At 53.4% G+C, this 25,762-nt stretch carries 24 protein-coding genes, 1 tRNA gene, 1 rRNA gene and 1 riboswitch; of the genes, 11 read left to right on the top strand and 15 right to left on the bottom strand.

Going from position 1 to position 25,762, the window contains the following annotated elements; all coding sequences use genetic code 11:
- Nucleotides 1-63 (bottom strand): 16S ribosomal RNA (locus tag WA429_RS15320); the annotation flags it as partial.
- A 655-nt stretch (nucleotides 64-718) separates the two neighbouring features.
- On the opposite strand from WA429_RS15320, the gene WA429_RS15315 reads away from it, so the two are divergent.
- Both WA429_RS15315 and WA429_RS15310 read left to right on the top strand, forming a co-directional pair.
- Entirely contained in the window at nucleotides 719-1,468 is a 750-nt protein-coding gene (locus WA429_RS15315; RefSeq protein ID WP_068517748.1) for a glycerophosphodiester phosphodiesterase family protein, read from the top strand.
- Nucleotides 1,469-1,576: 108 nt separating this feature from the next.
- The gene (locus WA429_RS15310; protein WP_287464798.1) at nucleotides 1,577-3,004 is read left to right on the top strand and encodes an MATE family efflux transporter; all 1,428 of its coding nucleotides are present in this window, start codon (nucleotides 1,577-1,579) and stop codon (nucleotides 3,002-3,004) included.
- Between the two features lie 99 nt (nucleotides 3,005-3,103).
- On the opposite strand, the gene WA429_RS15305 is transcribed toward WA429_RS15310, so the two are convergent.
- Both WA429_RS15305 and WA429_RS15300 read right to left on the bottom strand, forming a co-directional pair.
- On the bottom strand, nucleotides 3,104-4,369 hold the full coding sequence (locus WA429_RS15305; RefSeq protein WP_287464797.1) for a hypothetical protein: 1,266 nt from the start codon (nucleotides 4,367-4,369) through the stop codon (nucleotides 3,104-3,106).
- A gap of 140 nt (nucleotides 4,370-4,509) precedes the next feature.
- The gene (locus WA429_RS15300; RefSeq protein WP_287464795.1) at nucleotides 4,510-5,469 is read right to left on the bottom strand and encodes a helix-turn-helix transcriptional regulator; all 960 of its coding nucleotides are present in this window, start codon (nucleotides 5,467-5,469) and stop codon (nucleotides 4,510-4,512) included.
- Nucleotides 5,470-5,716: 247 nt separating this feature from the next.
- Between WA429_RS15300 and WA429_RS15295 the strand changes: the two genes are divergently transcribed.
- Genes WA429_RS15295 through WA429_RS15285 form a run of 3 tightly spaced genes read left to right on the top strand, consistent with a single transcriptional unit; the run spans nucleotide 5,717 to nucleotide 7,569 of the window.
- Nucleotides 5,717-6,193, top strand: coding sequence for a low molecular weight protein-tyrosine-phosphatase (locus tag WA429_RS15295; protein WP_114112332.1), 477 nt, complete (start codon nucleotides 5,717-5,719; stop codon nucleotides 6,191-6,193).
- A gap of 14 nt (nucleotides 6,194-6,207) precedes the next feature.
- Entirely contained in the window at nucleotides 6,208-7,068 is an 861-nt protein-coding gene (locus WA429_RS15290) for a fructosamine kinase family protein (protein WP_287464794.1), read from the top strand.
- Nucleotides 7,069-7,119: 51 nt separating this feature from the next.
- Nucleotides 7,120-7,569: a c-type cytochrome gene (locus tag WA429_RS15285; RefSeq protein ID WP_287464792.1), complete on the top strand. Its 450-nt coding sequence runs from the start codon at nucleotides 7,120-7,122 to the stop codon at nucleotides 7,567-7,569.
- A gap of 90 nt (nucleotides 7,570-7,659) precedes the next feature.
- On the opposite strand, the gene folE is transcribed toward WA429_RS15285, so the two are convergent.
- From folE to metZ, 3 genes are all read right to left on the bottom strand, one after another.
- Entirely contained in the window at nucleotides 7,660-8,250 is a 591-nt protein-coding gene (gene folE, locus WA429_RS15280) for a GTP cyclohydrolase I FolE (protein WP_068517759.1), read from the bottom strand.
- 69 nt (nucleotides 8,251-8,319) lie between these two features.
- On the bottom strand, nucleotides 8,320-8,712 hold the full coding sequence (gene apaG, locus WA429_RS15275; RefSeq protein ID WP_068517760.1) for a Co2+/Mg2+ efflux protein ApaG: 393 nt from the start codon (nucleotides 8,710-8,712) through the stop codon (nucleotides 8,320-8,322).
- A gap of 222 nt (nucleotides 8,713-8,934) precedes the next feature.
- The gene (metZ, locus tag WA429_RS15270) at nucleotides 8,935-10,137 is read right to left on the bottom strand and encodes an O-succinylhomoserine sulfhydrylase (protein WP_287464790.1); all 1,203 of its coding nucleotides are present in this window, start codon (nucleotides 10,135-10,137) and stop codon (nucleotides 8,935-8,937) included.
- An 82-nt stretch (nucleotides 10,138-10,219) separates the two neighbouring features.
- Nucleotides 10,220-10,291, bottom strand: a riboswitch (SAM riboswitch).
- A gap of 228 nt (nucleotides 10,292-10,519) precedes the next feature.
- Between metZ and WA429_RS15265 the strand changes: the two genes are divergently transcribed.
- The 3 genes from WA429_RS15265 to WA429_RS15255 all read left to right on the top strand — a co-directional run bounded on the left by WA429_RS15265 (nucleotide 10,520) and on the right by WA429_RS15255 (nucleotide 14,294).
- On the top strand, nucleotides 10,520-11,314 hold the full coding sequence (locus WA429_RS15265; RefSeq protein WP_287464789.1) for a TVP38/TMEM64 family protein: 795 nt from the start codon (nucleotides 10,520-10,522) through the stop codon (nucleotides 11,312-11,314).
- Nucleotides 11,307-12,734, top strand: a complete 1,428-nt coding sequence (locus tag WA429_RS15260; protein WP_287464788.1) for a dihydrolipoyl dehydrogenase family protein — start codon at nucleotides 11,307-11,309, stop codon at nucleotides 12,732-12,734. Before WA429_RS15265 ends, WA429_RS15260 begins: the two co-directional genes overlap by 8 nt.
- 75 nt (nucleotides 12,735-12,809) lie before the next feature.
- The gene (locus tag WA429_RS15255; protein ID WP_287464786.1) at nucleotides 12,810-14,294 is read left to right on the top strand and encodes a HAMP domain-containing sensor histidine kinase; all 1,485 of its coding nucleotides are present in this window, start codon (nucleotides 12,810-12,812) and stop codon (nucleotides 14,292-14,294) included.
- A 405-nt stretch (nucleotides 14,295-14,699) separates the two neighbouring features.
- On the opposite strand, the gene WA429_RS15250 is transcribed toward WA429_RS15255, so the two are convergent.
- From WA429_RS15250 to WA429_RS15235, 4 genes are all read right to left on the bottom strand, one after another.
- Complete coding sequence (locus WA429_RS15250; protein ID WP_287464784.1) at nucleotides 14,700-15,308, bottom strand: DNA-3-methyladenine glycosylase I; 609 nt, start codon at nucleotides 15,306-15,308, stop codon at nucleotides 14,700-14,702.
- A gap of 3 nt (nucleotides 15,309-15,311) precedes the next feature.
- Nucleotides 15,312-15,545 carry a YciI family protein gene (locus tag WA429_RS15245; RefSeq protein WP_287464782.1) on the bottom strand — a complete coding sequence of 78 codons (234 nt, stop codon included), beginning with the start codon at nucleotides 15,543-15,545 and terminating at the stop codon, nucleotides 15,312-15,314.
- A 69-nt stretch (nucleotides 15,546-15,614) separates the two neighbouring features.
- On the bottom strand, nucleotides 15,615-16,196 hold the full coding sequence (locus WA429_RS15240; protein WP_114112324.1) for a TetR/AcrR family transcriptional regulator: 582 nt from the start codon (nucleotides 16,194-16,196) through the stop codon (nucleotides 15,615-15,617).
- Nucleotides 16,197-16,343: 147 nt separating this feature from the next.
- Complete coding sequence (locus tag WA429_RS15235; RefSeq protein ID WP_228195114.1) at nucleotides 16,344-17,810, bottom strand: TrkH family potassium uptake protein; 1,467 nt, start codon at nucleotides 17,808-17,810, stop codon at nucleotides 16,344-16,346.
- 295 nt (nucleotides 17,811-18,105) lie between these two features.
- Between WA429_RS15235 and purU the strand changes: the two genes are divergently transcribed.
- Together purU and WA429_RS15225 are read left to right on the top strand one after the other, a co-directional pair.
- On the top strand, nucleotides 18,106-18,972 hold the full coding sequence (purU, locus tag WA429_RS15230) for a formyltetrahydrofolate deformylase (RefSeq protein ID WP_068517777.1): 867 nt from the start codon (nucleotides 18,106-18,108) through the stop codon (nucleotides 18,970-18,972).
- Nucleotides 18,973-19,185: 213 nt separating this feature from the next.
- The gene (locus tag WA429_RS15225) at nucleotides 19,186-20,622 is read left to right on the top strand and encodes a sensor domain-containing diguanylate cyclase (protein ID WP_068517780.1); all 1,437 of its coding nucleotides are present in this window, start codon (nucleotides 19,186-19,188) and stop codon (nucleotides 20,620-20,622) included.
- 104 nt (nucleotides 20,623-20,726) lie between these two features.
- Here WA429_RS15225 and WA429_RS15220 read toward each other — a convergent pair whose 3' ends face one another.
- The 3 genes from WA429_RS15220 to WA429_RS15210 all read right to left on the bottom strand — a co-directional run bounded on the left by WA429_RS15220 (nucleotide 20,727) and on the right by WA429_RS15210 (nucleotide 23,845).
- Complete coding sequence (locus tag WA429_RS15220; protein ID WP_114112322.1) at nucleotides 20,727-21,734, bottom strand: aspartate-semialdehyde dehydrogenase; 1,008 nt, start codon at nucleotides 21,732-21,734, stop codon at nucleotides 20,727-20,729.
- 325 nt (nucleotides 21,735-22,059) lie between these two features.
- Nucleotides 22,060-22,248 (bottom strand): DUF3012 domain-containing protein, encoded by a 189-nt coding sequence (locus WA429_RS15215; protein WP_197460776.1) that lies wholly within the window; start codon nucleotides 22,246-22,248, stop codon nucleotides 22,060-22,062.
- Nucleotides 22,249-22,387: 139 nt separating this feature from the next.
- Nucleotides 22,388-23,845, bottom strand: a complete 1,458-nt coding sequence (locus WA429_RS15210; protein ID WP_287464779.1) for a TrkH family potassium uptake protein — start codon at nucleotides 23,843-23,845, stop codon at nucleotides 22,388-22,390.
- Nucleotides 23,846-24,062: 217 nt separating this feature from the next.
- Here WA429_RS15210 and WA429_RS15205 point away from each other — a divergent pair, with 217 nt between their 5' ends.
- The gene (locus tag WA429_RS15205; RefSeq protein ID WP_287464778.1) at nucleotides 24,063-24,785 is read left to right on the top strand and encodes a thermonuclease family protein; all 723 of its coding nucleotides are present in this window, start codon (nucleotides 24,063-24,065) and stop codon (nucleotides 24,783-24,785) included.
- A 62-nt stretch (nucleotides 24,786-24,847) separates the two neighbouring features.
- On the opposite strand, the gene WA429_RS15200 is transcribed toward WA429_RS15205, so the two are convergent.
- Both WA429_RS15200 and gpt read right to left on the bottom strand, forming a co-directional pair.
- Nucleotides 24,848-24,921: transfer RNA gene (locus WA429_RS15200), tRNA-Gly, on the bottom strand.
- A 214-nt stretch (nucleotides 24,922-25,135) separates the two neighbouring features.
- Nucleotides 25,136-25,615, bottom strand: coding sequence for a xanthine phosphoribosyltransferase (gene gpt / locus WA429_RS15195; RefSeq protein ID WP_068517785.1), 480 nt, complete (start codon nucleotides 25,613-25,615; stop codon nucleotides 25,136-25,138).
- Between the last annotated feature and the right edge of the window lie 147 nt (nucleotides 25,616-25,762).

Raw genomic sequence — 25,762 nt, 5'->3', positions numbered from 1 at the left:
GACTTGCATGTGTTAGGCCTGCCGCCAGCGTTCGTTCTGAGCCAGGATCAAACTCTCATGTTCAATCCAAGCTTGTCTCATAGACAAACTCTTCAAAATTAACGTCTGCACATTTTGGTGGTTACCACAAATCAATCTGATCAAAGACCAAATCGATCCGTCGTCTCCAGGATGCACAGACTAAACGCCATAACGCTGCCCGCGCATCCCTTCCTGCTTATCAACAATGTCAAAGAACTTAAGGACCGAAGCCCTTAACCATCCAGTCCGCGTCGCCGCATTCGCTAGCGCCGCACCCCGTCGGTGGAGGCGGGTTATAGGGCCCCAACGCTGACCTGTAAATACCTTTTTTGAAGATTCATCGAGATTTTCAGAGATTGTTTTTTCCATCCCCGAAACGGTCCGCGCAAACCCTTGGCTTTCGGGGTTTTCACTGAGTGCACATCTATATGCATAGCTTGATCCACATGCGCGCATAACACCAGAAACTGCCGATTTATTCGACTCTGACGCGCCAATTAGAATATGGAGTCCAATGACTTCGTCCCCAGCCCCCCAAAGAAGGCGTTCAAATCGCAACAAGATTTTCGCTTTTTCATGGAAACCAACTGGCGTAAGAGAATCATCAGTCCGCATTGGCAATGCAGGGAGATGACCGGACCATCCCCATACCCCACGAAGCTGCATTGCGCCCCTTGCTGTTAAAAGGCCAAAAACCGTGATCGATATCCCGCACATTGTCGCCCACCGTGGTGCATCAATTGAAGCACCGGAAAACACCATTGCCGCATTCCGGGTTGCCGGTGCCCGCGGCGCCAAATGGGTCGAGTGCGATGTGACGCTGAGTTCCGATGACAAATGCGTCCTTATTCATGACGACACACTTGAACGGACCAGCAACGGAACAGGACCGATCCATGCCAGCAATCTTGCCGCCCTGCGCGAGCTTGATGCCGGCGGCTGGTTTTCGGACATATATAAGGGGGAGCGCATCCCGACCCTTACCGATACGCTTGAGACCCTTTATTTCATGGATATGGGGGCCAATCTTGAAATCAAGCCGTCGGGATGTGATCCGGTGCGCCTGTGTCACGAAGTGATCGCCGAACTGAAGCGCGCAAAGGCATTGCCGATCCTGATTTCTAGCTTTGACGATGTAGCGGTTGCCGAAATGCGCAAGCATGCACCGGAGATTCCCTGTGGCTGGCTGCTTGAGACCCTGCCCAAGGAATGGAAGGCAGAATATGATCGACTTGGCGCATCGGCCATTCATATTGACCATGCTGCCCTGACCCCGGTCAGCGCAGCCGAGATTGTCGATGCCGGTGTTCCGTTGGTTTGCTATACCATCAATGATGTCGACCGGGCGAAGGAGCTGTTTTCGTGGGGGGTCACATCGGTCATTACCGACGACCCGGCCAAGTTGCTGTTGGCAATCCCGCGGCGTCCTTTTGCCGCTCACAGATAATACAGATAACAGTGTCCGTACCGGACCATAATAAGAGCATCCGGATCCGTGCAGCAGGCAGCGCCACCCCATTGCCTGCGCCACCGGGCGCAAAAAGGAAACGTATATATGACAATCGCCCCACAAGACGGGACCGTGGCACCACCACCGCCGGATCCCGCGGCATCCCCCACACCGCTTTATCCCAACAACCGGGTCAAGCGCCATCTAAGTGAGCTTTTCCGGCTTGCCCTTCCTGTGACCATTGCACGGTTGGGCATGCTGATCATGTCCGTTGTCGATACCATTGTGGTTGGCAATTATGACAGTGCGGGGCTTGCCTATCTTAACGTTGCACATGCACCATTTACGTCATTGATGGTAACCGGTATTGGCCTGTTGACCGGGGTGATGATCCTGACATCCCATGCCAAGGGGCGGGAAGACTGGCAGGAAGCCGGATCGGTATGGCGTTATGCCATGCCCTATACCATTCTGATCGGTCTTTTGTTTACCTTCCTGACATGGCAGGCCGAATGGCTGTTTGTGGTAACGGGCCAGCCCGATGATATTGCGACCGAAGCCGGTCACCTTGCGATCATTCTGTCAATCGGGATGCCGGCGGCGCTGATCTACACGACCTGCGCCTTTTTCCTTGAAGGGTTGCAACGCCCCCTGCCGGGCATGATCGTCATGATCATCGCCAATCTTATCAATCTGGTTCTTGATTACGGATTGGTCTATGGCGCATTCGGCTTGCCCGAACTTGGGGCTGAGGGTGCTGCCTGGACATCAAGCGTTATTCGCTGGACCATGGCCCTGATCCTGCTTGGTTATGTTCTGGTGATGAAGGGGCATGATCTGTATGGCATCAGGAACGGATTTGCCGGATGGTGGCGCGGATCGCGAGATGCCAGACATCTTGGCTATGCCGCTGGCGCAAGCCAGGGCATGGAGACGAGTGCCTTTGCCGCGATGCAACTTTTTGCCGGCCGCCTTGGCGTTATCGCCGCCGCAAGTTATGGCATCGCGATGACCATGCTGGCACTTATGTTCATGGTGGCACTTGGACTGGCGTCTGCAACATCTGTCAGGGTCGGGATAGCCTATGGCCGTCGGGACCGGCCGGATATGGCACTGGCTGGCTGGATCGGATTGTTGACCACAATGATTGTCATGTTCGGGTTAAGCATCCCGCTTTATCTGTTCCCGGGCGGGGTTTCTCATCTGTTCACACAAGATATCAATGTCATTGCAACCACAGTTTCGGTTCTGGTTCTGATGCCGATTATTTTCCCGACCGATGGCGGGCAAAATGCCGCGATTAGTGCATTACGTGGTGCTGGTGACAAATGGGCGCCGACCGTCCTGCATCTGGTGTCTTATATCTTTGTGATGATCCCGGCTGGATATTACCTGACATTCGAGCGCGATATGGGGGTACGTGGCCTGTTCTGGGGCATCGTGATCGCAAGTCTGGTGGCGGTTTGCGGTCTGGCGATACGGTTTGCCATTGTTTCGCGCCGCGCAATCCCGGCCTATGTGGCACGCGGTTGATCCGCCACCTGTTCAAACGCAAATCCCTGCAATGAAAAGGCCCGCCTGAACACACAGGCGGGCCTTTGTGATTTATGCGCAGACTTGGGTTTTTGATGCTTAGGAGCGCGTCGCATCAAACTTGCGCCGCGGCATCAACAGATCGCAAAATGGCAGGACCAGCGTATCAAAAGCCGAAGCAGCCCGTGCGGCATCAATGCGAATAATGTGCTGTTCGATATCGCGCTGTGTCGCCAATTCACCAAGCGGGGCCAATTCGGGCAGCGCATCAACAAGGGTCGTATAAAATTCGATCTGGTCGGCCCTGGCCGTCCCCGAAGCAAGATTGCCAAGATGGTTATAAAACGCCATGGCCAGGAACCAGCGACAATAAGGCATCAATCCCTGAAGGATTTCGGCACGTTGTTGTGGTTGAAGATATTGTTGCAGATCACTGTCAAGCCACACCGCATTTTGCACACCGGCAATAAAAGCATTGCGCAAAGCCGGATATTCGTCGGTGAAAAAGACCGTCGTCAGCCAGCCTGACAGTTCATCAAGTGACGTACGCCGGCTTTCCGGTGTGCCATCAGCAGTAAAATCAAGAGCCGGCATCGGCGGCTTCCCCGACATGGCAAGACTTGCCACCGCCGGATCAATCAGGGCATTGGCAAGCCACGCCTGATGCCAGATTCGCATCGGTCTGAAGAAAGGCTCTTTTTCAGACCCGCCAGCATCGATCCAGCTTTCGATCAAATGCGCGCGGCCAAGACAAATACCCAGACGCAATGCGTCTTCAAACCCCATGCCCCCGACAAGCAACGGATCCCCCAGCATGTCTTCGAGGAGCGGCAGGCTTGTTGCAACGTGATCGGCACGAAGCCCGGCACCGAGCGGCTGATAAAAAGCCGCACCATCACCATGGGCAAGAACCGTGCGTGCATGTTTGGCAAACTTTCCCCAGAAAACCAGTCGGACCGGTTCGGCACGCTTGCGCCAAAGCGGGCGGGTCAAATGCCAGTTTTCCGTTTCAAATTCGGCAAGCGGAATCATGCCAACAAGGCGGGCCAACGGTTTTGCCACCGCCTGTTCCAGTACATCCACATCGCCAACATGACCGATCGAAAGCCGCCATCCCGGTTGTTCATGGGGGTGGCGATCAAGCCAAAGCATGGCAAATCCCGATGCCCCGGCACGTTCGCCAGATGGCGCAACCAGATCAAAGAAAAGGGATAGTGCGGATGGAATGTCGGGAACCAGATGGTCAGACAATGCATCCCCAACCACCCAGGTCTTGACCGTTACGTCATCGGCATCGGGCCGGTCATGAAAACGCGGCGGCAAAAAGCCGGCATATTGGTTGGCAGAACTCAGTGCGTCGGTCATGGCAGCCTCGTAAATACAAGCGGGATAAGGTTCGCGCCGTCTGTTTGGTGCTGATACCCAACGCGATCAGTCAGGTCAATGAGATGCGCGCGCCACAGCGGTACAACCAGATCCCTGCAATCGACAGGTTTGTGCTGTTCCTATGCCCGTGTGAGCCCGGCATGGCCGATGCTTGCTTCGCGATAAACAGATGGCGGCATTGCCATCAAGCGTCTGAAATCCCGGGAAAAATGCGCATTGTCTGTAAAGCCGCACCAAAAGCCGATTTCCCCAACCGACAGGGTCGTACCACACAAAAGACGGCATGCTTCGCGCACGCGGACCAAACGCAAAATATCAGAAAACCGGCTGCTGGCCTGTTGCAGGCGTCGCTGCAACGTGCGCCCGGATGTTTCAAGTGCCGCAGCGACTTCGTCGATTGTCCAGCTGCGTCCGATATCCTGTTCAAGGATTGCAAAAAGTTGCCTGACAATTGGTCGTTGCGCACCAATTGCCGGCGCGGTTCCGGGCATATTGGCCAAGAAAGGATAGGACGAAGAGACCGGCTCAAAACTGTTCCAGTTGATGCGGAAACGAAGCCCGCGACCGGTAAAGTCGAGCTTGTTATTCATACGGCCCTTGCGCATGACATGGATGGCGGGGCCGTGGCTTGGCAAAATCGTGCTGTCGATATTTTCGGCACCGACAGCTTCGAGAAGGCCGATTAAAAATCCCTGAAGAAGAAGGTTTTCAACCCGTGCAGGCGGCTGTCCGCGCACAACACCGCGATGGATGCTCATGGATTTTCCGGTAATTGAAAATTCGCTGCGTGCACGGGCGTGGGAATAACCTTCCAGACGGCGCCAACGATCGGCAATGACCGCCGGTGTTGCCGAATGACGCAACATTGTCAGGATCGGTTCCTGTTCCTTGGCAGCGAGATGCCGACCAAGGCGCACCAGAACCGCCGGACCATTTGATTCTTCGAGCGCGAGCATGATGCTGCGCAACTTGGCAGATGTGACAACGGTGCCCGCCGGGACCAGATCATACCCGCGCGGCAACCAGGCCAATTGCCGGATCAGGGCAACATGCAATCCGAAAGAAACAAATTCCTGCATCGAAACACGCCAAAATTCCAAGTTTGGCGCGATCATACAAACTATTGACCACACTGTCAGCGCACGATCCAAAATGTCACGAAGCTGTTACATAACGGCATCTTCATCAGGACTTCCAATCCACCAGACAGATAATGGACAGATGACGGACAGAGGATGAGCATATGGCGGAACGCCACATATTGCCCGAACCGCCCGTGCATGTCAGTCTGGGCCATTCCGAATTCACATTTAACGGACATATGGCGTGATCAAGGTTCTTTTTGTCTGTACCGGCAACATTTGTCGGTCCCCCACCGCAGACGGGGTTTTCCGTAAAATTGTTGACCAGGCGGGACTTTCCGACCAAATCGGCATTGATAGCTGCGGGCTGTCTGCCTATCACGTTGGTGAATTACCAGATCCCCGATCACGTGAAATGGCCGAAAGCCGCGGCTATGATCTGAACGATATCCGGTCCCGCAAAATCAAGCCAAGCGATTATATACAGTTCGACTACATTCTGGCGATGGATGATGGCCATTTGCGCGACATGCGTCGTCAGGCCCCGTCAGAACATCAACATCGCATCGAACTGTTTCTCGATTACCACCCCGAAATGGCCGGGCAAAGTGTCCCTGATCCGTATTATGGTGGCAGCAACGGGTTTGTCCGCGTGTTCGACATGATCGAAGAAACGTCAAACAATCTGTTGTCCCATATCCGTAAACAGCACGGCTTGTAACACAGCCACCAAAGATGGACAGAAATGCCGCAACATCACTGATTGAACGTTTGACCGGCTGCCCGGTCAAACAGATTACCCACATGTCTGGCGGTTCCTTTGCCGAGGTCATCCGGCTGGATCTGAGCGATGGCCGATCAGTTGTCGCAAAGATTGCAAGCAGCGGCAAAGGCGACCTTGAAACAGAGGCAGAAATGTTGCGCTATTTCGCGAAACATTCCCCAATTGCCTGTCCTGATGTCATTCATGCTGACCAAGACTGTCTGGTGATGACCTATGTCGCCAATGACAACCGGATGTCACAAAGCGCTCAGCGTGATCTGGCCGTCCAGCTTGCCGCACAGCATCAGGTCACTGCCCCGAAATTCGGTCTTGCGTTTGACACCCTGATCGGGGGATTGCACCAGCCCAACGGGTTTGAGCAAAGCTGGGTAACCTTTTTCGGGGAGAATCGCCTGCGACACATGGCGCAGGCCGCACATCGCGAAGGGCAATTGCCCGCATCGCTGACTGTGCGGATTGATCACCTTATCCAGCGGCTCGATCATTTCATTGATGACAAACCACAAAGTTCGCTTCTGCATGGGGACCTTTGGGGTGGAAATATCCTGTGTCAGGATGGGCGGGTTGCGGCCCTGATTGATCCGGCAATTTATTATGGTGACCGCGAAATCGAGCTGGCCTTCGGGACACTGTTTGGCGATCTGGGACCGGATTTTTTTGGGCAATATCATGAAATTTTGCCAATCGCCCCAGGGTTCTTTGAAGAACGCAGGGATTTGTATAATCTTTATCCGTTACTGGTGCATGTGCGCCTGTTTGGTGCGCCATATGTCAGATCGGTTGAAAACATCCTTGAGCGATTTGGCGTATAAGAGAGACCGCCTTTATCCAAAACAATTGTCGAAATACAGGGGACGAGAGAGTTGAAATTTCTAGCAGGAGCCGCCCTGGCACTTTCCATGACGGTCAGCATTGCCGCCATCGCCCATGAAGGTGCGAGCGGCGTTGTCAAAGAACGCATGGATGGCATGAAAGCCATCGGCCAGCAGGTCAAGATCATGGTACCGATGATGAAAGGCACATTGCCTTATGATCCGGCCAAGGTCGCCCAATCAGCCGAAATCATTGAACGTCACGCCGGTGAAAACTTCACCAGCCTGTTCCCGGAAGGCAGCGACGGAAAGCCATCAGAAGCCCATGCCGATATCTGGTCGGAGTGGTCAAAATTCAACGACCTTGCCATCGAGCTTGAAACCAGTGCATCGGAACTCAAAACGGTTGCAGCCAATAACGGCTCGGAAGATGCCTTCAAGGGCGCGCTGGGCTCGGTATTGCGGACCTGCAAATCCTGCCACAGCAGTTTCCGCGAATAGGCAACGGGCCTGTCGCAAGACACTGCCAATAAAAAGGCCGCAGCACCCGAAATGCTGCGGCCTTTGTCATTCAATATGCTATCGGCGCGATTAGCGACCGATCATCGCGAAAAATTCACGACGGGTAATCGGATCATCGCGGAATGCACCGAGCATCCGGCTGGTGACCATAGATACGCCGGTTTTGTGCACGCCGCGGGTGCTCATGCACTGGTGGTTGGCATCAATCACCACAGCAACACCAAGCGGATCAAGCTCTTCCTGAATGGTGTTGGCGACCTGTGCCGTCATTTTTTCCTGAATCTGCAACCGTTTGGAATAGACTTCGACAACACGGGCGAGTTTGGAAATGCCAACAACGCGCTTACGCGGCAGATAGGCGACATGTGCGACACCGATGATCGGCACCATGTGGTGTTCGCAATATGACTCAACGCGGATGTCACGCAGGACAACCATTTCGTCATAGCCGTCGGTTTCTTCAAAAGTCCGTCGCAGAATCTCGGCCGGGTCCTGCTGGTAGCCCGCAAAGAATTCGCCATAAGAACGCACCACACGATCGGGCGTCCCACGCAATCCTTCGCGGTCGGGATCGTCCCCCGCCCAGCGAAGAAGGGTCCGCACCGCATCTTCTGCTTCTTCGCGTGTTGGACGTTTCACGGCGCTATGTTCGCTGCACATACTAAATCCTTTTGTCATTTCCGTGCGGGATAAATCCCGGCTTGGTGGGGCTCCTGACCCGCTTTTATATCAGTTCACAGTATGTTGCCCATGGGGACTGTCCAGAGAAAAGGCAGGAATGGCAATATCAAAATGATTGCCGTCCATGTCCATCATCTCATAGGTCCCAACCATAAAGCCACTTGGCGTCGCCAATGGCGCCCCACTGGTATAGTTGAAACGTTCCCCACCTGCGAGGACGGGCTGTTCGCCGACAACACCCGGGCCTTTGACCTCCTGGGTTTCCCCGCGTGAATCCGTAATTCGCCAGTAGCGACTAAGCAACTGGACGGTTTTGGATCCGAGGTTTTCAATCTCGATCCGATAGGCCCAAACATAGCGATGGGTATCAGGATCGGATTCATCCTCAAGGAATACGGGTTGCACCGAAACCTTGATGTCGTGGGTTACGGTCGAATACATGCACGTCTCCAGGCCAAATGTGTTCCATTCATCTTCTGTCAGCCAAGATCACAATTGATGAGCCATATGTAGACAGTCTGCATAAGAAGTACCAGTGGCCTGTCACAATAGTTGCGAAACAGTTTCGCCGCTACTGCCAGGCCGCCAGAACACCCTTCTAAAAGCAACGGCCCGCACATTGTACGGGCCGTTCCGATATCAGGATTACCGTATCACCATCCGTTATACGGAAAGGGCCGCCAGCAGATCTTCTTTCAGATCATCAATGTCTTCCAGACCAACAGACAAACGCAGCATGCCCTCGGTAATGCCCATCGTGATCTTGTCCTCGGCCGGGACACGCTGATGCGTTGTCGTCCAGGGATGGGTGGCCAGACTTTTGGCATCGCCGAGATTGTTGGAGATATCAATCAGATTGAGGTTATCAAGCAACGAAAAGGCTGCTTTCTTGCCCCCGGCAAGCTCAATCGCGATCAATCCACCGCCCCGACCAGACATCTGTTTCATTGCCAGTTCATGCTGCGGGTGACTTTTCAGTCCCGGATAGATAACGCGTGACACTTGCGGCTGTTCCGACAGGAATTCCGCCAATGCCGATGCGTTGCGGATATGCTGGTCCACACGCAGGCTAAGTGTTTCAAGACCTTTGAGCAGCACCCAAGCGTTGAACGGGCTCATGCTCGGCCCGGTATGACGCAGGAATGTCGTCAGGTGTTCGTCATGCCATTCCTTGTCGTTAAACAGGATGGCCCCGCCAAGACAGCGCCCCTGACCATCAATATGCTTGGTCGCGGAATAGACAACAATATCAACCCCCAGTTCCATCGGTTTTTGCAGGATCGGGGTCGCGAAAACGTTATCGACCACGACTTTCGCACCTGCCTTGTGCGCCAGATCGGCGATAAAGGCGATATCAAGAACTTCCAGGGTCGGGTTGGACGGCGTTTCAAGAAAGACCGCATCGGCCGGCTTGGAAAGGGCTGCTTCCCATGCGGCGTGATCCGTACCATCGACCAGTTCGGTTTCAACACCAAAGCGCGGCAAAAGCGTGGTCAGGATGAATTCACAAGACCCGAACAATGCGCGCGACCCCACAACACGCCCGCCGGCCTTGGTACAGGCCGCAAGCGCATTCCACACCGCCGACATGCCAGATGCGGTCGCCCGGCAGTATTTCGCGCCTTCGAGCAACGCAAGGCGTTCCTCGAACATGTTCACGGTCGGATTGGCAAAACGTGAATAGACATAGCGTTCCGGACCACTGCCATCAAAGGAGGCTTCGGCCTCGGCGGCGGTTTCATACACATATCCGGAATTCATAAAGATGGCTTCGGACGTCTCGGAGAAACCGGTGCGCGCGGTACCACCACGAACGGAACGGGTCGCGGCACGCCAGTTATCGGAAGCCTTTTTTTCGGTCGTCATCGTCTTGCTCCTAATATGCCCGAAGATATTGGTGCGTTCCGGGCACAAAAAAACCCTGACCGGCATGAATGGGTCAGGGCCGAAGCCATTTTACCCCTCTTTAGCGATTTTTTACGTGGCCGCAAGCCGGTCGACAAATCCCACGATTGGCAGACGATACGTCCAGATTTCCCCGACGTCAAGCACCAGACCATCAGGATTTCTGCGCAGCTTTGTCTGGATTGATGCTTTGCCGGTGATCGCGATTTCCTCACGCAATGGTGAAAGCAGTTCATAAGCTTCTTTGGAAAATTCGCTCTAATCTTGCCGAAATTAATGCAATCCTGTTTATCGGGTTTTGCTCTTCATCCCGTCACCAGATCCATGCAAGAGCGTGAATTATATGACCAAAACCAGTTCAGCGGCGCCAACAGTGTCCGACCACAAAACAGAACATACAGATCAGAATCAGGCTGCGCGCAAACCGCTTTGGCGCCGGTTGCTGCCACTTTTGGTTCTGATTTGCGGCCTGCTTGCCGCCTGGAGCAGCGGCCTTCTGGATTTGCTGTCCTTTGACACGTTACGTGACAATCGCGACCAGTTGCAGGAACTCGTTGCCAGCAAACCTGTGCTCAGCATTCTGGGCTTTATGGCGATTTACGTGATTGCGGTTGCCCTGTCCTTGCCGCTTGGATCTGTTCTGACCATTTCCGGGGGCTTTTTGTTTGGTGCCGTGCTCGGGACCACATATGTCGTCACTGCCGCGACCCTTGGCGCTGTCATCGTTTATCTTGCCGCGCGATACGCGTTTTACGATGTCATGCATGAGAAGGCAGGCAGTGCAATTCGGAAAATGGAAAAAGGCTTTTCCGAAAATGCCTTCAGCTATCTGATGGTCTTGCGCCTGATCCCGATATTCCCGTTCTGGCTTGTCAATCTGGTGCCGGCATTGCTCGGAGTGAAATTGCGCTCCTTTGCCATGGGCACCCTGCTTGGCATCATTCCGGGCACCTTTGTTTACGCATCCATCGGCGACGGTCTTGGTGCCCTGTTTGATCAGGGCAAGACACCCGATCTTGGCGTCATTTTCGAACCCCGAATTCTGACCCCGATTATTGGCCTGGCTGTTCTGGCGATGCTGCCGGTTGCCTATAAGAAACTTCGCAAATCCAAAAATGAGGCCAGCTCAGATGAGTAAATTGATCAAAACCGACATCTGCGTCATTGGTGCCGGGTCTGGCGGTCTTTCGGTTGCGGCAGGGGCCGTTCAGGTGGGGGCCAAGGTTGTCCTGGTTGAAAAGGGCAAAATGGGCGGTGACTGCCTGAATACCGGTTGCGTGCCCTCAAAGGCACTTCTGGCGGCGGGTCATGCTGCCGAAAATGCACGTAAAGCTTCGCGGTTTGGCATTTCAACCGGCCCGGTAAGCGTCAATTTCGATCAGGCAATCGATCATGTTCATTCGGTAATTTCGGGCATTGCGCCCCATGATTCGGTTGAACGATTTGAAGAACTGGGCTGCGACGTCATACAGGCAGAAGGCAAATTCACAGCCCCCGACACCCTTGTTGCCGGTGACAGCACAATCAAGGCGAAGCGTTTTGTCATCGCAACCGGATCGCGCGCAGCAGTGCCCCCGATCCCGGGTCTTGATGCCGTTCCCTATTTCACCAACGAGAACATTTTTGAAAACCGTGTTTGCCCGGAACATCTGATTGTCATTGGTGGCGGTCCGATCGGACTTGAAATGGCACAGGCCCACCAGCAACTTGGCGCCAAGGTGACCGTCATTGAAATGATGTCCATTCTGCCAAAAGACGATGCAGACATGGTGTCTGTGGTCCGCGACAATATCAAATCCAGCGGCATCACCCTTTATGAAGGCAGTAAAACCAAGGAAGTTCAGTCAAACGGTAACAATGTTCGTGTCATCATTGAGCATGACGGCATCGAAATCACGCTTGAGGGCAGCCACCTTCTGCTTGCCACCGGACGCAAGCCGAATGTTGAAAATCTGGGCCTTGAGCAGGCAGGTGTTGAATATGAACGAACCGGTATCATCGTTGATGAACGCCTGCGAAGCTCGAACCGCAAGATTTTTGCGATTGGCGACGTAACCGGTGGTCTGCAATTTACCCATATGGCGGGATATGACGCCGGAATTGTCATTCGAAATGCCTTGTTCAAACTCCCGGCCAAGGTCAATTACAATGCGGTTCCCTGGGTGACCTATACCCAGCCCGAACTTGCCCAGGCTGGCATGAACGAAACCGTGGCGCGTGCCAAATATGGTGACAGTATCCGGGTTGTCCGATGGAATTATGCCGAAAATGATCGCGCCCGGGCCGAGGCAGATACAACCGGTTTCATCAAGGTCGTCACAACCGCAAAAGGCCGCATTCTGGGTGCCGGGATCGTTGGCCGTCAGGCCGGCGAGCTGATCGGGCTCTGGTCACTCGCGATTTCACAGAAAATGAAAATCGGGGCGATTGCCGGCATGATCGCGCCTTATCCGACCCTTGGTGAATTGTCCAAACGGGTTGCCGGTGCCTGGTACACTCCCAGCCTGTTTAGCGAAAAAACCCGAAAAATTGTTCGTTTCCTCCTCAAACTTGGCTAACGGCCCGGTGTCCTCAGAACAAACAAGCTTCTGTAGCGCTGTACTTTTTTGACGGTCTCTGACTAACATCTCCTTATGGAACGGCCGCATCTTAAATTGCCCCCATGGGCCAAATCGCTTTCCGCACGCCTGCTGGTGCTGACGGTCAGTTTTGTGATGCTTGCAGAGATCTTTGTCTTTGCCCCGTCCGTTGCGCGGTTCAGGGTCGACTGGCTTAAGGCACATCTTGATTCCGGCTATCTCGCGGCCCTGGCGCTTGAAGCAACCCCCGATCAGATGATCCCCGATGATCTTGAAAAGGAACTGCTGTCAAATGCCGGGATTGAGGCCGTCATTCTGCGCCGCGAAGACCGCAAGCTTCTTTTGCAACGCGATGACATGCCCGCCAAGGTCGACAAGAATGTCAATCTGACCAACTTTTCCATCCCGATGGCAGTGATGGAGGGCCTGGCAACCTTGGCACAAACCGAAGACCGCATGCTGCGTGTCATCGGCATGCCGTCAATGGCACCGGATTTCGAAATTGAAATTCTGGTTCATGAAAAAGCACTGACCAAGGCAATGCGCAATTTTGGCTGGCGGGTGTTTGGCCTGTCGCTGATGATTTCGTTCTTTACGGCTGGTCTGGTCTATTTTGCGCTCAATCGGTTGCTCGTGCGTCCAATGCGCACACTGACACATGACATGATCCGGTTTCGCGAAAACCCCCAGGACAAATCATCCCTGATCACACCGGGTCTGCGCGATGATGAAATCGGTGTCGCCCGTCAAGAACTGGCCATCATGCAGCAAGATATCCAGGCGATGCTCAATCAGCGCCGACGTCTGGCTGCTTTGGGAACGGCGGCCACCAAAATCAGTCATGATTTGCGCAATGCACTGGCGACATCAATGCTGATGACCGAACAGCTCGCCAAAAGTCAGGATGACGAAGTCCGCGCGGTCGTGCCCCGACTGCTGTCTTCGATGGAGCGCGCGGTTTATATCAGCGAACAAACATTGTCCTTTGCCCGAGAAACCCCGGCACCTCGTGATCTGGCGAAATTCACGCTGATTGAACTGATCGAGGAGATCCGCGATCAGATTCTGTTGCAGAAATCGGAAAACCTGATGGATGGGGCCGCTGGTCGTGATCTTGGCGATAAAGCCGAACCCTGCACCGCGCGCATCGACATCGATTTGCCCGACGATGTTATGCTTGAGGCAGATTATGACATGCTGTTTCGCGCCTTCAGCAACCTGATCCGCAACCCGCTCGAAGCGGGGGCAGACATCGTCACTGTCACATGGTCAAATCCGATTGCCGGAAAAACAAGCGACGAATCGGATCAGTCGCGCAGTTTCATTGATGTTCTGATCAAGGATAATGGCCCCGGATTGCCCGAAAAGGCGATCAAAAATCTGTTCGTTCCCTTTGCCGGAAGTGGTCGCAAAGGCGGCACCGGCTTGGGGCTTGCCATCGCGCGCGAGTTGATAAGCACGCATAATGGCGAACTTCGCCTCGTTGCAACAGGCCCGGACGGCGCTGTTTTCGGTGTAAAACTGCCGACAATCACCTGATTTTGCTGCATTGCCCTATCGCAATGCGTCATATTGATAGTTTAAATCTATCAAAACATTTTTAATATTCAATTTTATCTTGGGAATGATCTTTGGCACCTTGTCTTCAAGGCGATGCCGGGCCGAAATCCCGATCCCCGATCCGCTCCTGACCCAAGGCTCGGTATCGCCTGATTGATTTCCCTGATCGGTCAATCACCTGCAAGAAGATCTCAAAAGCGTTGATTTTGGAAACAGACGCGCCTTACGGTTGATAGAAACGATCAGACAGCCGAATAATCCTTGCCGGATTATCATCGAGGGACCATTCAAACGGTCCCTGACCCTCAACCCCTTGCTCCCCCCGGGCAAGGGGTGTCTTTTTATCGGAACAGATTTCTGGGTCTGCCTGATCAGTGTTCCATCCTAAAGCGGACGCACGAATGATTTGCGGATGTCTTCGATTTTCGGCCTCAAAAAGCAGCCCTTTGCATGGTCATTGACCAACCCCATTGCCTGCATGAAGGCAAAAACGGTTGTCGGTCCGACAAATTTCCAACCCCGTTTTTTCAAGTCTTTTGACAAGGCCACCGATGTCGGAGATGTCGACATTGTCTGCGGCGTCGCGATTTCCGTCGGGTCCGGTTCAAATCGCCAGAAATAGGCGGCAAGCGATCCTTCGCGTTCGACCATTTCACAGGCACGCTGTGCGTTATTGATCGTGGCCTCGATCTTGCCGCGATGCCGAATGATCCCTGCATCTTGCAAAAGACGCGCTATGTCAGTTTCATCAAACTGCGCAACACGATGAAAATCAAAGTCCGCAAAGGCGGCTCTGAAATTTTCGCGCTTTGACAAAATGGTGCGCCAACTCAGACCCGACTGGAAACCCTCCAGACAGATCTTTTCGAACAGACGTCGATCATCCGTAACCGGAAATCCCCATTCGGTGTCATGATATGCGTTGAATTCCGGCGCTGCATCACACCATGAACACCGGAATTTCCCGTCCGGCCCGATCACAATCCTGTCCATTGCTCACGCCTTTAAAAATTCAAGCCGCGGGTCGGTCTGCCCGGGCGCAATTTCAATGATTTCTGCCAATACGATGCCTTCAATCACAAACGGATCCTGATCGACCCGGGCCTGGAGATCTTCACGCGTGACGCCATGGGCAAGAACCGCGCCACCCAAATTGGGCTGTAAACTTCCGACAACCAGAAACACACCGTCCGCCAATCCCTTCTGGATCCAAGATTTATGACCGTCCATAAATTGTCCGGCACGACTGCGGTTTTCCGCAAATTTAAGCAATACGACAAACATCTTTGCATTCCCTGTTCACGATTGAGCAGATCTGTTGAGATCGGCGATCTGGCCATCAAGCCAGTCACACATCAGCGTCACTTCACTTTGAAGAAACCCATTGTCGTCAAAGGCGTTTGCAAGGGTGGCGACACCTTGACTGCGCCCAAGAATATGCATTGCCAATCCATCGGATTTGGCACCAAAGCCAAGGGCCGAAAACTGCCGGCCCAACCAGGTCCGAAACAGGGTAAATAACCCGGCGGCATCGCTTTGCGCCGAATGGTTAAGCTTTGCCAACTCCGATGACAGGGTGCCAACCGGGCAGCCGAACTTTCGGATCTTCTCACCATTGACGATCAGGATATGGATAAAGCTTCGGATACGCTCAGCCGGATCGTTGCCCGTGACTTCCCAGTGGTCAAGCATCTGTTCGGTATTCGCCAGGCGCTGATTGATCACCGCATCAAGGATGTCATCCTTGGTTTTGAAGTGATGGTAAAAATTGCCCCGTGAAATACCAACCGCACTTGCGATATCGGCAAAGGACGTTGCTTCGAACCCTTGCTGATAAAAAAGACGATCTGCTGTCTCGATGATCCGGTCGCGCGTTGACATTACTTTCCCTGCTTTTGAATGACTAGGACATATGTCCTATTTCGATAGATTAGGTCAATTGTCCTAATTCGTCAACAGGCCCGAATCAAAACACCCGCAGGCGCGATACCTGCGGGTGTTTAAAATCATCGAACAAAGAACGATCGATCAGTCGCGCCAAAAGGCCGGGAACAACAGAACCAAGACCGTAAAGACTTCCAGGCGCCCGATCAGCATCCCGATCGACATCAACCATTTTGCCCCGTCCGGCAGGGTCGCAAAGTTCCCCGATGGCCCGACAATCGGGCCAAGACCCGGACCGACATTGGCAATGGCCGTGCCGGCACTGGAAACCGCTGTAATGAAGTCCAGCCCCATCGCACCAAGGGCCGCTGCCAGCACAACAAAGCAGAACACAAACAGGAAGAAGAAGCTCAATACAGATTCTGTAACATCTTCTGAAAGCGGTTTGCGGTTGTAATAGGCAATGAACACCCCGTGCGGCCGCAACATGTGCGACAACTGAATTTTGGCGATCTCATAAAGCACCTGAAGACGGAAGATCTTGACCCCACAGGTCGTCGACCCTGCACAGCCCCCGACAAACATCACAAAAAAGAACACCGTTACCGCGAATGGCCCCCACAGGCCGTAATCGGTCGTCGCATAACCCGTTCCGGTCATCACCGACACGATGTTGAATGATGTATAGCGCAACGCATGAAGGAACGGCACACCATTGGTTTCCGAATGCCAGAACGCCAATCCGACAATGATCGAAACGGCAATGGTCAAAAACCAACGGACCTGACTGTCGCGGAAAAGCGCATTGCCCTGCCCGCGCAACATCTGCAAATACAGAATGAATGGCAATGCACCCGTCGCCATGCCAAGCGTGATGATGACGTCAATTGCTGCACTGTCGAAATGCCCGACCGATGCATCCTTGGTCGAAAAACCGCCTGTGGCAATCGTGGTCATGGCATGGGCAATCGCATCAAACGGCGTCATGCCGGCCCACCACAACAGGATCGCCCAAAGTGCGGTGAAACTCAGATACAGCATGGCGATGCCCATGGCGATCTGGGTCGCGCGTGGGAATGCCTTGTCCGACTTGTCGGAGTTTTCCATCCGGAAAAGCTGCATCCCGCCAACGCGCAGCATCGGCATGACGGCAATCGCCATCACAATGATCCCGATCCCGCCAAGCCACTGCAACAATGCGCGCCACAACAAAATTCCCGGCGGGGCCGTATCAAGCCCGACAATAACTGTCGACCCGGTGGTCGAGATTCCCGACATCGCTTCGAAAAAAGCATCGGTATAGGACATATCAAGGTCGGAAAAGGCAAAGGGCAGCGCAGATGCCGCCGTCAGAACCACCCAGCTCAAGGTCGTCAGGATGAAAGCCTGACGCGAATTGATCTTCAGATTGTCCATCCGGTTCATCATGATCAATGCACCGCCGACAAACAGCGAAACGAATGATGCCGCGGAAAACACGATCCAGTCCGACTGACCGTAATAAAGGTCAACCAGTGCCGGCACGAACATGCCTATGGAAAGCGTGCACAACAAAATGCCGACAATGAAAAGAATAGGACGGAAATCAATCAATGAAACGCCTCTTGGCATATAGTGCCGCATCTCCCCCCGGATGCTGCGGCATGATGCATTTGCTGTTCTGGTTTCAGGGGCAGCCCCAAAGGGCACTGCATAACCGAAATTGCGGACAACATGTACCCCATTCATGACAAGCAGCGGAATTCTTGGCACAAGCGTTGATAAAGTCCAGTCCTTTATCGGCTATGCGTTTTTGTTCTGGCAGGTTTGGCATAGGCGGAAATCCGCCATTTCCGGGTTGGCAGGACGTTTGATCGCCGCTATATCGGCGGGGTAAACAAATTCAAGAAAGAAAGCAGCCGCGGAAATGTCCGAACTCGCCAAAACCTTTATTCTGACCATCACATGCCCCGATACCTTCGGGATTGTCGCAAGCGTTTCAAGCTTCCTTGCCGACGAAGGCGCGTTCGTGACCAAACTTGAACAGTTTGGTGACCCCATTAGCAAACGCTTCTTTATGCGTGTCAAATTTGAAGCTGGTCGCGCCTTGCGCACGGATTCCGAATTTGCAGAAAAATTTGCACCGGTTGCCGAAAAATTCTCGATGCAGTGGAAACTGCACGACTTCCATCGCAAACCCAAAGTGTTGCTGATGGTATCGAAATTCGGCCATTGCCTGAACGATATTCTGCACCGTGTTGCATCCAACAACCTGCATATCGAAATTCCGGCCATCGTTTCAAACCATGAAGACATGCGCGGCATCGTCGAATGGTACGGCATCCCCTATTATCACCTGCCGGTCAGCAAAGAGACCAAGGCAACCCAGGAACAGAAGCTCCTTGATCTGGTCGGGGAATATGAGGCTGATCTGGTTGGACTTGCCCGCTATATGCAGGTGCTTTCAACCGACCTTTGCCAGGAACTCGAAGGGCGTTGCATCAACATCCATCACTCGTTCCTGCCAAGCTTCAAGGGTGCGAAACCTTATCACCAGGCCCATGCGCGCGGCGTGAAACTGATCGGCGCAACGGCGCATTACGTGACAGCAGACCTCGACGAAGGTCCGATCATTCATCAGGCTGTCGAACGCGTTGATCATACCATGACCGCTGATGACATGGTCGAAATCGGTCGTGATATTGAATCGGTCGTATTTTCCCGCGCCATTCAGATGCATTGCGAACATCGCGTGTTCCGCAACGATCACAAAACCATCGTATTCCGCCGCTAGTTCCGGGCTTGCACACGCAAAAGTTTCACGAAACCGCCAGTCACCTGATTGGCGGTTTCTTTTGATTCAGACCAAATTAATCGCCGACTGCATTTGGCACCCTGTGCCATTTTGGCCCGTGCAATGATCCGTTCTTTCCCGTAGATTACCAAACCGGAAGTGCTGAGCATAAAATAGTCAGCGATATAAGGTTTTATCTTTGGGGAGCTTTCCGTGCACGGGAAGAAATTATATTTCGCTATCGTTTTATGCGTTCTTCTTGCGGTTGGTTTTCTGACCACAAGTTTTGTAAGCTTTTATGTCGCACGGGATTCGCTTGAAGAACAGATTTCCGAAACCACACTTCCGCTAACCAGCGACAATATCTATTCCGAAATCCAGCGTGACCTGCTTCAGCCGATCTTCATTTCGTCGCTGATGGCCCATGATACCTTTGTGCGCGACTGGGCCTTGTCCGGCGAGACCGATGAAAAACGCATCATCAAATATCTGACCGAAATCCAGTCACGCTACGACACCATCACGTCCTATTTTATCTCGGATAAAACCCGGAACTATTATCATCCAAGCGGCGTGATCAAGCAGATCAGCGAAGATGACCCTGCCGATGCATGGTACTTCCGGGCACGCGATGCCAAAAAGCCTTATGAAATCAATATCGACCATGACACGGTCGATCGGTCCCGCATGTCGATCTTCGTCAATTATCAGGTGCTCGACTATAACGGGAATGTCATTGGCATAACAGGCGTTGGCTTGTCGGTCAGTTCGGTCACCAACCTGATTGAAACCTATCAGAACCGGTATGGCCGAACGATCTATTTTGTCGATACCCAGGGTCATGTGACATTGCGCGGCAGCGGCTTTGGCGATGCCCAAAATCTGCACGAACGCCAGGGCATGCGCCATCTTGCCACACAGATCCTGACATCGCCGGGTGCCTCGATGTCGTATGAGGAAGATGGCCATACATATTTCGTCAACAGCCGCCTTGTACCGGAATTCGGATGGCTTCTGATCGTTGAACAAAGCGATTATTCCTCAAATGGCCGACTGCAAAACACCCTGTTTGCCAATATCGGTATTTCGCTTCTGATCACCGTCATCGTCGGTCTTGTTGCCTATCTGACGGTTCGCAATTACCAGAACCGGCTCGAAGAACTGGCATCACGGGACAAGCTGACCGGAAGCCTCAATCGTCAGGTCTTTGACATGGTCTTTGACCAGACAACCAAAACCGCCCGTCGTCAAAAGACACCATTGTCTGTCATGTGTTTTGATCTCGACGGGTTCAAAAGCATCAATGACACCTATGGCCATCCGGGTGGCGACGCAGTTTTGCGCGAAGTTCTGACATCGATCCGCACCAATGTACGTGAATCTGATCTGATTTGCCGTTGGGGCGGGGACGAATTCGTGGTGATATTCCCCGAAACCGGCCGCCAGGACGCCATGATCAAGGCCCGCGAACTCGCGGATAACATCCGTGAAGCACCTGTGCGATTTGGCCGTGACCAGATCCTGATTACGATCAGCGCCGGTGTGACCGAGTATCGCGACGGCGAAGACCTTGAAACCCTGATGGCGCGCGTTGATAACGCGCTATACACCGCCAAGGCATCCGGACGCGATCATATTTCACTGGCGTGAATGGCCTGACCGGCCCGACACGGCGCCGACAAAACCCTGTCAAAACAAATGGCCCCGCCAGATGATCTGGCGGGGCCATTTTCATATCAGGATCAAAGCCGGGTTTAGTCGGCGATCGATGCTTCTGCAATCTGGACCGCGTTAAGGGCCGCACCTTTGAGAAGCTGGTCACCGGCAACAAACAGTTCCAGACCATGATCCCCAAAGATAAGGTTAGAACGGATACGACCGACTTCGACGTCATACTGTTTGGTCGCGGTCAACGGCATCGGATATTTGTTGTTTGCCGGATCATCGACAAGTTTGACACCCTTGGCCTTGGACAGAACTTCGCGGGCCTGCGCCGGGGTAACGGCCTTTTCGGTTTCCACGACGATCGCTTCGGAATGGGTACGCTCGGTCGGGATACGAACCGCGGTGCACGATACCGGCAGATCCGGCGCGCCAAAGATCTTGCGCGTTTCCCAGGTCACCTTCATCTCTTCGCGGGTGTAACCATTGTCCTGGAAGCTGTCGATATGCGGGATAACGTTGAATGCCAGCGGATGGGCAAAGACTTCTGCCGGAACCGGCTTGCCTTCAAGACCCGAAGCCAGACCTTCGCGCAGTTCGTTCATGCCCGGCTGACCCGCACCCGATGCCGCCTGATAGGTCGACACGATGACTTTCTTAAGGCCAAACGCCTGATGCAGCGGCCAAAGTGCAACCGCGGCAATCGCCGTGGTGCAGTTCGGGTTTGCGATCAGTTTCGCGGTCTTGGCAAGGTCACCATTGATTTCCGGCACGATCAGCGGAACGTCGTCATTCAGACGGAATGCCGACGAGTTATCAATCACCAGCGCACCTTCGGCGATCTTCGGCGCATATTCCTTGGCGAAATCACCCGAAACAGCAAGGAAGACAATGTCGCACTGCTTTGCTTCTTCGACAGAGAACAGCGCGACGGTCTTAGTGCCAAACTTAGTCTCCACGGTCTTGCCTGCTGAACGCTCGGATGCGAACAGGGTGAGTTCACCCACAGGGAAGTTACGATCAAACATAACGTTGATCAGCTCGACGCCAACCGCACCGGTTGCGCCGATCACACCGACATGGAGATTTTCGGCACTCATAATACTTGTCTAACCTCGTATAAAAATTGTTGTCGTATTCGACTACCGCGATCATTCGCGGGCCGCGCATTATAGGGATTTATCAAGGTAACGCAAATGTACCTTGCTGCATCGCACTTATGCGCGGAAATGTTCTGTCTTTAACGCCCCTGACAACAGTTTGTTCCATGTCGTTTTTCATAAGCCAGACGCAAAAATCCGCCCTTCGACAGTACCACCGCCAAGCAGGTGTCGAAGGGCGGATTTAACCGTCATGAAGACGGCATTTCCAGACATCAGCAAAGAATCGACCAGCACAGACCGTGCCGGTCAGACATTCACACGATCAGAAAAGACAATGTTTGGCGAAATCTGCGGCCTCATTGGCAGTCCAGTCGCCTTTGGGCTTTTCCTTAAGATCGGCACACCATTCCTCGCTGCCGACTTCCGGTGAACAGGCCGAAACCACACCGGCAATCATCAGCACCGAAAAAACGGTGGCCATTTTGCGCGTGAATTTGTTCTGCAGCATCATGTCCGTGTCCAAGTTTGTTTGTTCGTTGGTTTTTGTTTGTTGCCTTCACAACATTGCACAAACCTGTATCAAACCCGGCGCGCCGTCTGTGGCGTCCGTCACAGCCGTTCGATATTTCCCGAAACAAGGGATGACCGGGTTAATCCCGCCAGAATGACGGCATCAAAAGCACCAGAAGGGTTTCGAATTCAAGCCGCCCAAGAACCATTGCGATATCAAGAATCCATTTCGCAGAATCCGGCAAGGACTGGAAATTGCCCGCCGGTCCGATGATGTTACCAAGACCCGGCCCCACATTGGCAAGTGACGTTGCCGCGGCACTCATCGACGTGATCAGATCAAGCCCCGTCATGCCAAGCGCGATGGTCACCGCGATATAGCTGACAGTCAGCAGGAACACATAAACCGTCACGGCATTATAGATGTCAGACGTGATTTCATGCCGGTCAATACGACTGACCACGACAGCCGACGGACTGCGCAGCCGCATGAAATGGGCACGCAACCCGGTAAACACGACATAAAGACGGAACATCTTGAAACCGCCTGATGTGGATCCGGAACATCCACCAATGAAGGTCGCAAAGAAAAACAGCATTACTGCTGCCGGTCCCCACAAAAGATAGTCCCCCGACGCAAACCCGGTGGTCGTTATGACCGAGACAAGGTTAAATGCCGCCATGGTCAAAGACCGGAACAGGCTGTCATCTGAAATCTGGGCCAAACGAATCGTCAGCAACACGGTAAAGCCCGCGATGATCAGACAGAACAGCTTGATCTGCTGATTGCCGATTACGGCCTGGATATTGCGTTTGCGCAGCACCACGGCATAGGCAGTAAACGGCAATCCACCGGCAAACATGAACAGAATGGCGATCCAGTGCAGCGACAGACTGCTGTCAAACTTGGCAAAGGACAAATCCGACGTGGCATAGCCACCGGTCGACAATGTCGTCATCGCATAGTTGATGGCGTCAAACCAGTTCATGCCAAATACGCGGTACAAAACAAGGCACACGAAAGTCAGGCTGCTATAGATCAGTACGATCTGCAAACACATGTCGCGCATGCGCGGGCTGAGCTTTTCTGAACGATCGGAACTTTCCATCTGGAAAAGCTGCATCCCGCCAACCCGCATCATCGGCAACAATGCCAGCGCGGTAACGATGATCCCGATCCCGCCCAGCCACTGCATGATGGACCGCCACAACAGCAACCCCGGTGGCAACTGGTCAAGCCCGGACAGAATGGTCGAACCCGTTGTCGTCAGACCCGAAACCGTTTCGAACACGGCATCGCAAAAACTGATATCCAGCGACGAATACCAAAGCGGCAATGCCCCGGTCACACTGACAGCAATCCAGGACACAACGGTCAGGACATATCCCTGCCGGGCAGTAACACGCGGCCCGATATCCGATCGGCAGGCAAGGCACGCCATCCCGCCAAGTCCGATGGTCGTGATCGATGCTTGGGCAAAGATTTTCCAGTCAGGATTACCGTAATAAAGATCCACGGCAGCCGGCACCATCATCGAAATCCCGATGATAATGACCATAATCCCGACAACGAAAAAGATGGGTTGCAGACGAAACAAAGAAGCTTCCCTGTCAGCAAAAGACAAACCCGCTTGTAGCGCCAAATCCGGATCAATGCATCCTGTTATTGCGCATGGCACCTGCCACACCGCATGCGGTTTCAGACCTTAAAATCAAAGCCGGTCATCATTTTGCCGTTCTTTTCCCTTGTTCTTTTGATCTATCCGATGTGTCATTTGTCAAAGACCGATCCGTCGCCCAACCATCGAGGTCCCGTTGCAGCGTTTTGTCCACCTTCTCATTCTGTTCGCAGTTCCCCTTCTGTTTGTCCTGGCGGTCTATGCGCAGGGCGGGCCGGTACATGCAGCAGACAAAACCCAGCACAGGGACAAGCTCGCCGGGCTGGAAGCCGAAGGACGCGATGTTGTCGTCATTGATGGCGATACCATCATCATCGACAATGTTGTTGCCGATATCGCCGGCATTGACGCCCCCGAATTGGGCCAGCAATGCCTTCACAATGGCAGTTTCTGGGATTGCGGCATGTCTTCGGCGATGCAGCTTCGCAAATATTTTGCCATGGCACCGTTCCCGGTGCAGTGCTGGCCCGGGGATCAGGAACGCTCGTCCAAACCGGGTGATTTCCCCATCGTGGAATGCGGAATTGGGGAACGTGACGTTGCCGCTGCAATGATCAGCGATGGCGAAGCACTTCCGATAAGCGGCTATTCACATCGCTATGATCGTTTGTCCGCAGAAGCCGACAACGCCGAAATCGGCATTCATGGCGGTGACATGATTGCCCCGGCCGACTGGCGGGACGGAAAGCGCCTTGAAGGTGAAACAGGTCGATGCCTGTTCGTCGCGACAGCAGACCACCACTATATCGGCACACTTGATCCGCGCTTTGGTAAGATCGAGGGCGTCAAATCCCCAGAAATTTGCAGCGACGAAGAAGCTCGCAGCCTTGACTACGACTACCTTGCCCCCGCCCCCTGAAAAAAGGGCACGGCTTGCCGCTGGCATACTACCAGATCAATTGTCGGATATGTCGGAAAGATTGGAGCGGGTGAAGGGAATCGAACCCTCGTATGCAGCTTGGGAAGCTGCCGTTCTACCATTGAACTACACCCGCAAAGCGCGCGTTTTATAGCCCGCTTTGTCGAGGTGTGCAAGCAGATCAAAAGACAGCTTGGAAATTTATTTCCTTAAATCGGCCCTTCACGCCGGGGCACCTTCGCACAAAAAAATCGCCCGGAGTTGCATCTGGAAACATCAACAGTTCCCTGATGGAAGTCCGGGCGATAATTCCGTCATTCTGACAAAAATCAGATACGTGGGATCGTCACTTAGCGTGCGCGTTCGGAAATCGGTGCATTCACTGACAATTCCATATCCCACGGGAAGTAAATCCAGGTGTCCTGGGACACTTCGGTGACAAAACTGTCGACGATTTCACGGCCAAGCGGCTTGGCATATACAGTGGCGAAATGCGCATTCGGAAGCTTTTCACGAACGGCCTTTGCGGTTTTGCCGGTATCGACCAGATCATCGATGATCAGCATATCGGTGCCGTCACCTTCGATGCCTTTGAGCCATTCCAGTTCGCCACGGCTTTTGTCGGAATAGCTGCGCACACAAACCGTATCAATCAGGCGAATATCAAGCTCACGTGCAATGATCGCCGCAGGAACCAGCCCACCGCGGGTAATCGCGATAATGCCTTTATACGGGCCTTTTTCCAAAAGACGCCATGCCAATGCACGTGCGTCGCGATGCATCTGTTCCCAGGATACCGGGAAACCTTTGTTATACGGAGCTTCGCTCACAAGAATTCTCCTGCGCCAGATCAGTTCGCCAAAACGGGTGGTCTTCACATCGTGAACGATACCAAACCGTCAAGGACCGCAACTCATAAAAATTTAAGGCGCTTAACTACGCCTTGTTTGCAGCAAAGGCAAGGGCAGCCGTCATTT

It is taken from the genome of Thalassospira sp. CH_XMU1420-2, from assembly GCF_037029325.1.
GTDB classification, from domain to species: domain Bacteria; phylum Pseudomonadota; class Alphaproteobacteria; order Rhodospirillales; family Thalassospiraceae; genus Thalassospira; species Thalassospira povalilytica.
Note: the sequence above shows the minus strand (reverse complement) of the source record. Positions and strands in the feature narration are given on the sequence as shown.

Bases quoted from the DNA above. Each gene is read 5' to 3' on its own strand.
- WA429_RS15220 (WP_114112322.1), bottom strand. From the start codon at position 21,734: ATGAGTGCCGAAAATCTCCATGTCGGTGTGATCGGCGCAACCGGTGCG.
- WA429_RS15250 (WP_287464784.1), bottom strand. From the start codon at position 15,308: ATGGACAGGATTGTGATCGGGCCGGACGGGAAATTCCGGTGTTCATGG.
- WA429_RS15240 (WP_114112324.1), bottom strand. From the start codon at position 16,196: ATGTCAACGCGCGACCGGATCATCGAGACAGCAGATCGTCTTTTTTAT.
- WA429_RS15300 (WP_287464795.1), bottom strand. From the start codon at position 5,469: ATGCAGGAATTTGTTTCTTTCGGATTGCATGTTGCCCTGATCCGGCAA.
- WA429_RS15310 (WP_287464798.1), top strand. From the start codon at position 1,577: ATGACAATCGCCCCACAAGACGGGACCGTGGCACCACCACCGCCGGAT.
- purU (WP_068517777.1), top strand. From the start codon at position 18,106: ATGTCCGAACTCGCCAAAACCTTTATTCTGACCATCACATGCCCCGAT.
- metZ (WP_287464790.1), bottom strand. From the start codon at position 10,137: ATGACGACCGAAAAAAAGGCTTCCGATAACTGGCGTGCCGCGACCCGT.
- folE (WP_068517759.1), bottom strand. From the start codon at position 8,250: ATGTGCAGCGAACATAGCGCCGTGAAACGTCCAACACGCGAAGAAGCA.
- WA429_RS15235 (WP_228195114.1), bottom strand. From the start codon at position 17,810: ATGCCAAGAGGCGTTTCATTGATTGATTTCCGTCCTATTCTTTTCATT.
- WA429_RS15305 (WP_287464797.1), bottom strand. From the start codon at position 4,369: ATGACCGACGCACTGAGTTCTGCCAACCAATATGCCGGCTTTTTGCCG.
- WA429_RS15290 (WP_287464794.1), top strand. From the start codon at position 6,208: ATGGACAGAAATGCCGCAACATCACTGATTGAACGTTTGACCGGCTGC.
- apaG (WP_068517760.1), bottom strand. From the start codon at position 8,712: ATGTATTCGACCGTAACCCACGACATCAAGGTTTCGGTGCAACCCGTA.
- WA429_RS15260 (WP_287464788.1), top strand. From the start codon at position 11,307: ATGAGTAAATTGATCAAAACCGACATCTGCGTCATTGGTGCCGGGTCT.
- WA429_RS15255 (WP_287464786.1), top strand. From the start codon at position 12,810: ATGGAACGGCCGCATCTTAAATTGCCCCCATGGGCCAAATCGCTTTCC.
- WA429_RS15215 (WP_197460776.1), bottom strand. From the start codon at position 22,248: ATGATGCTGCAGAACAAATTCACGCGCAAAATGGCCACCGTTTTTTCG.
- WA429_RS15265 (WP_287464789.1), top strand. From the start codon at position 10,520: ATGACCAAAACCAGTTCAGCGGCGCCAACAGTGTCCGACCACAAAACA.
- WA429_RS15245 (WP_287464782.1), bottom strand. From the start codon at position 15,545: ATGGACGGTCATAAATCTTGGATCCAGAAGGGATTGGCGGACGGTGTG.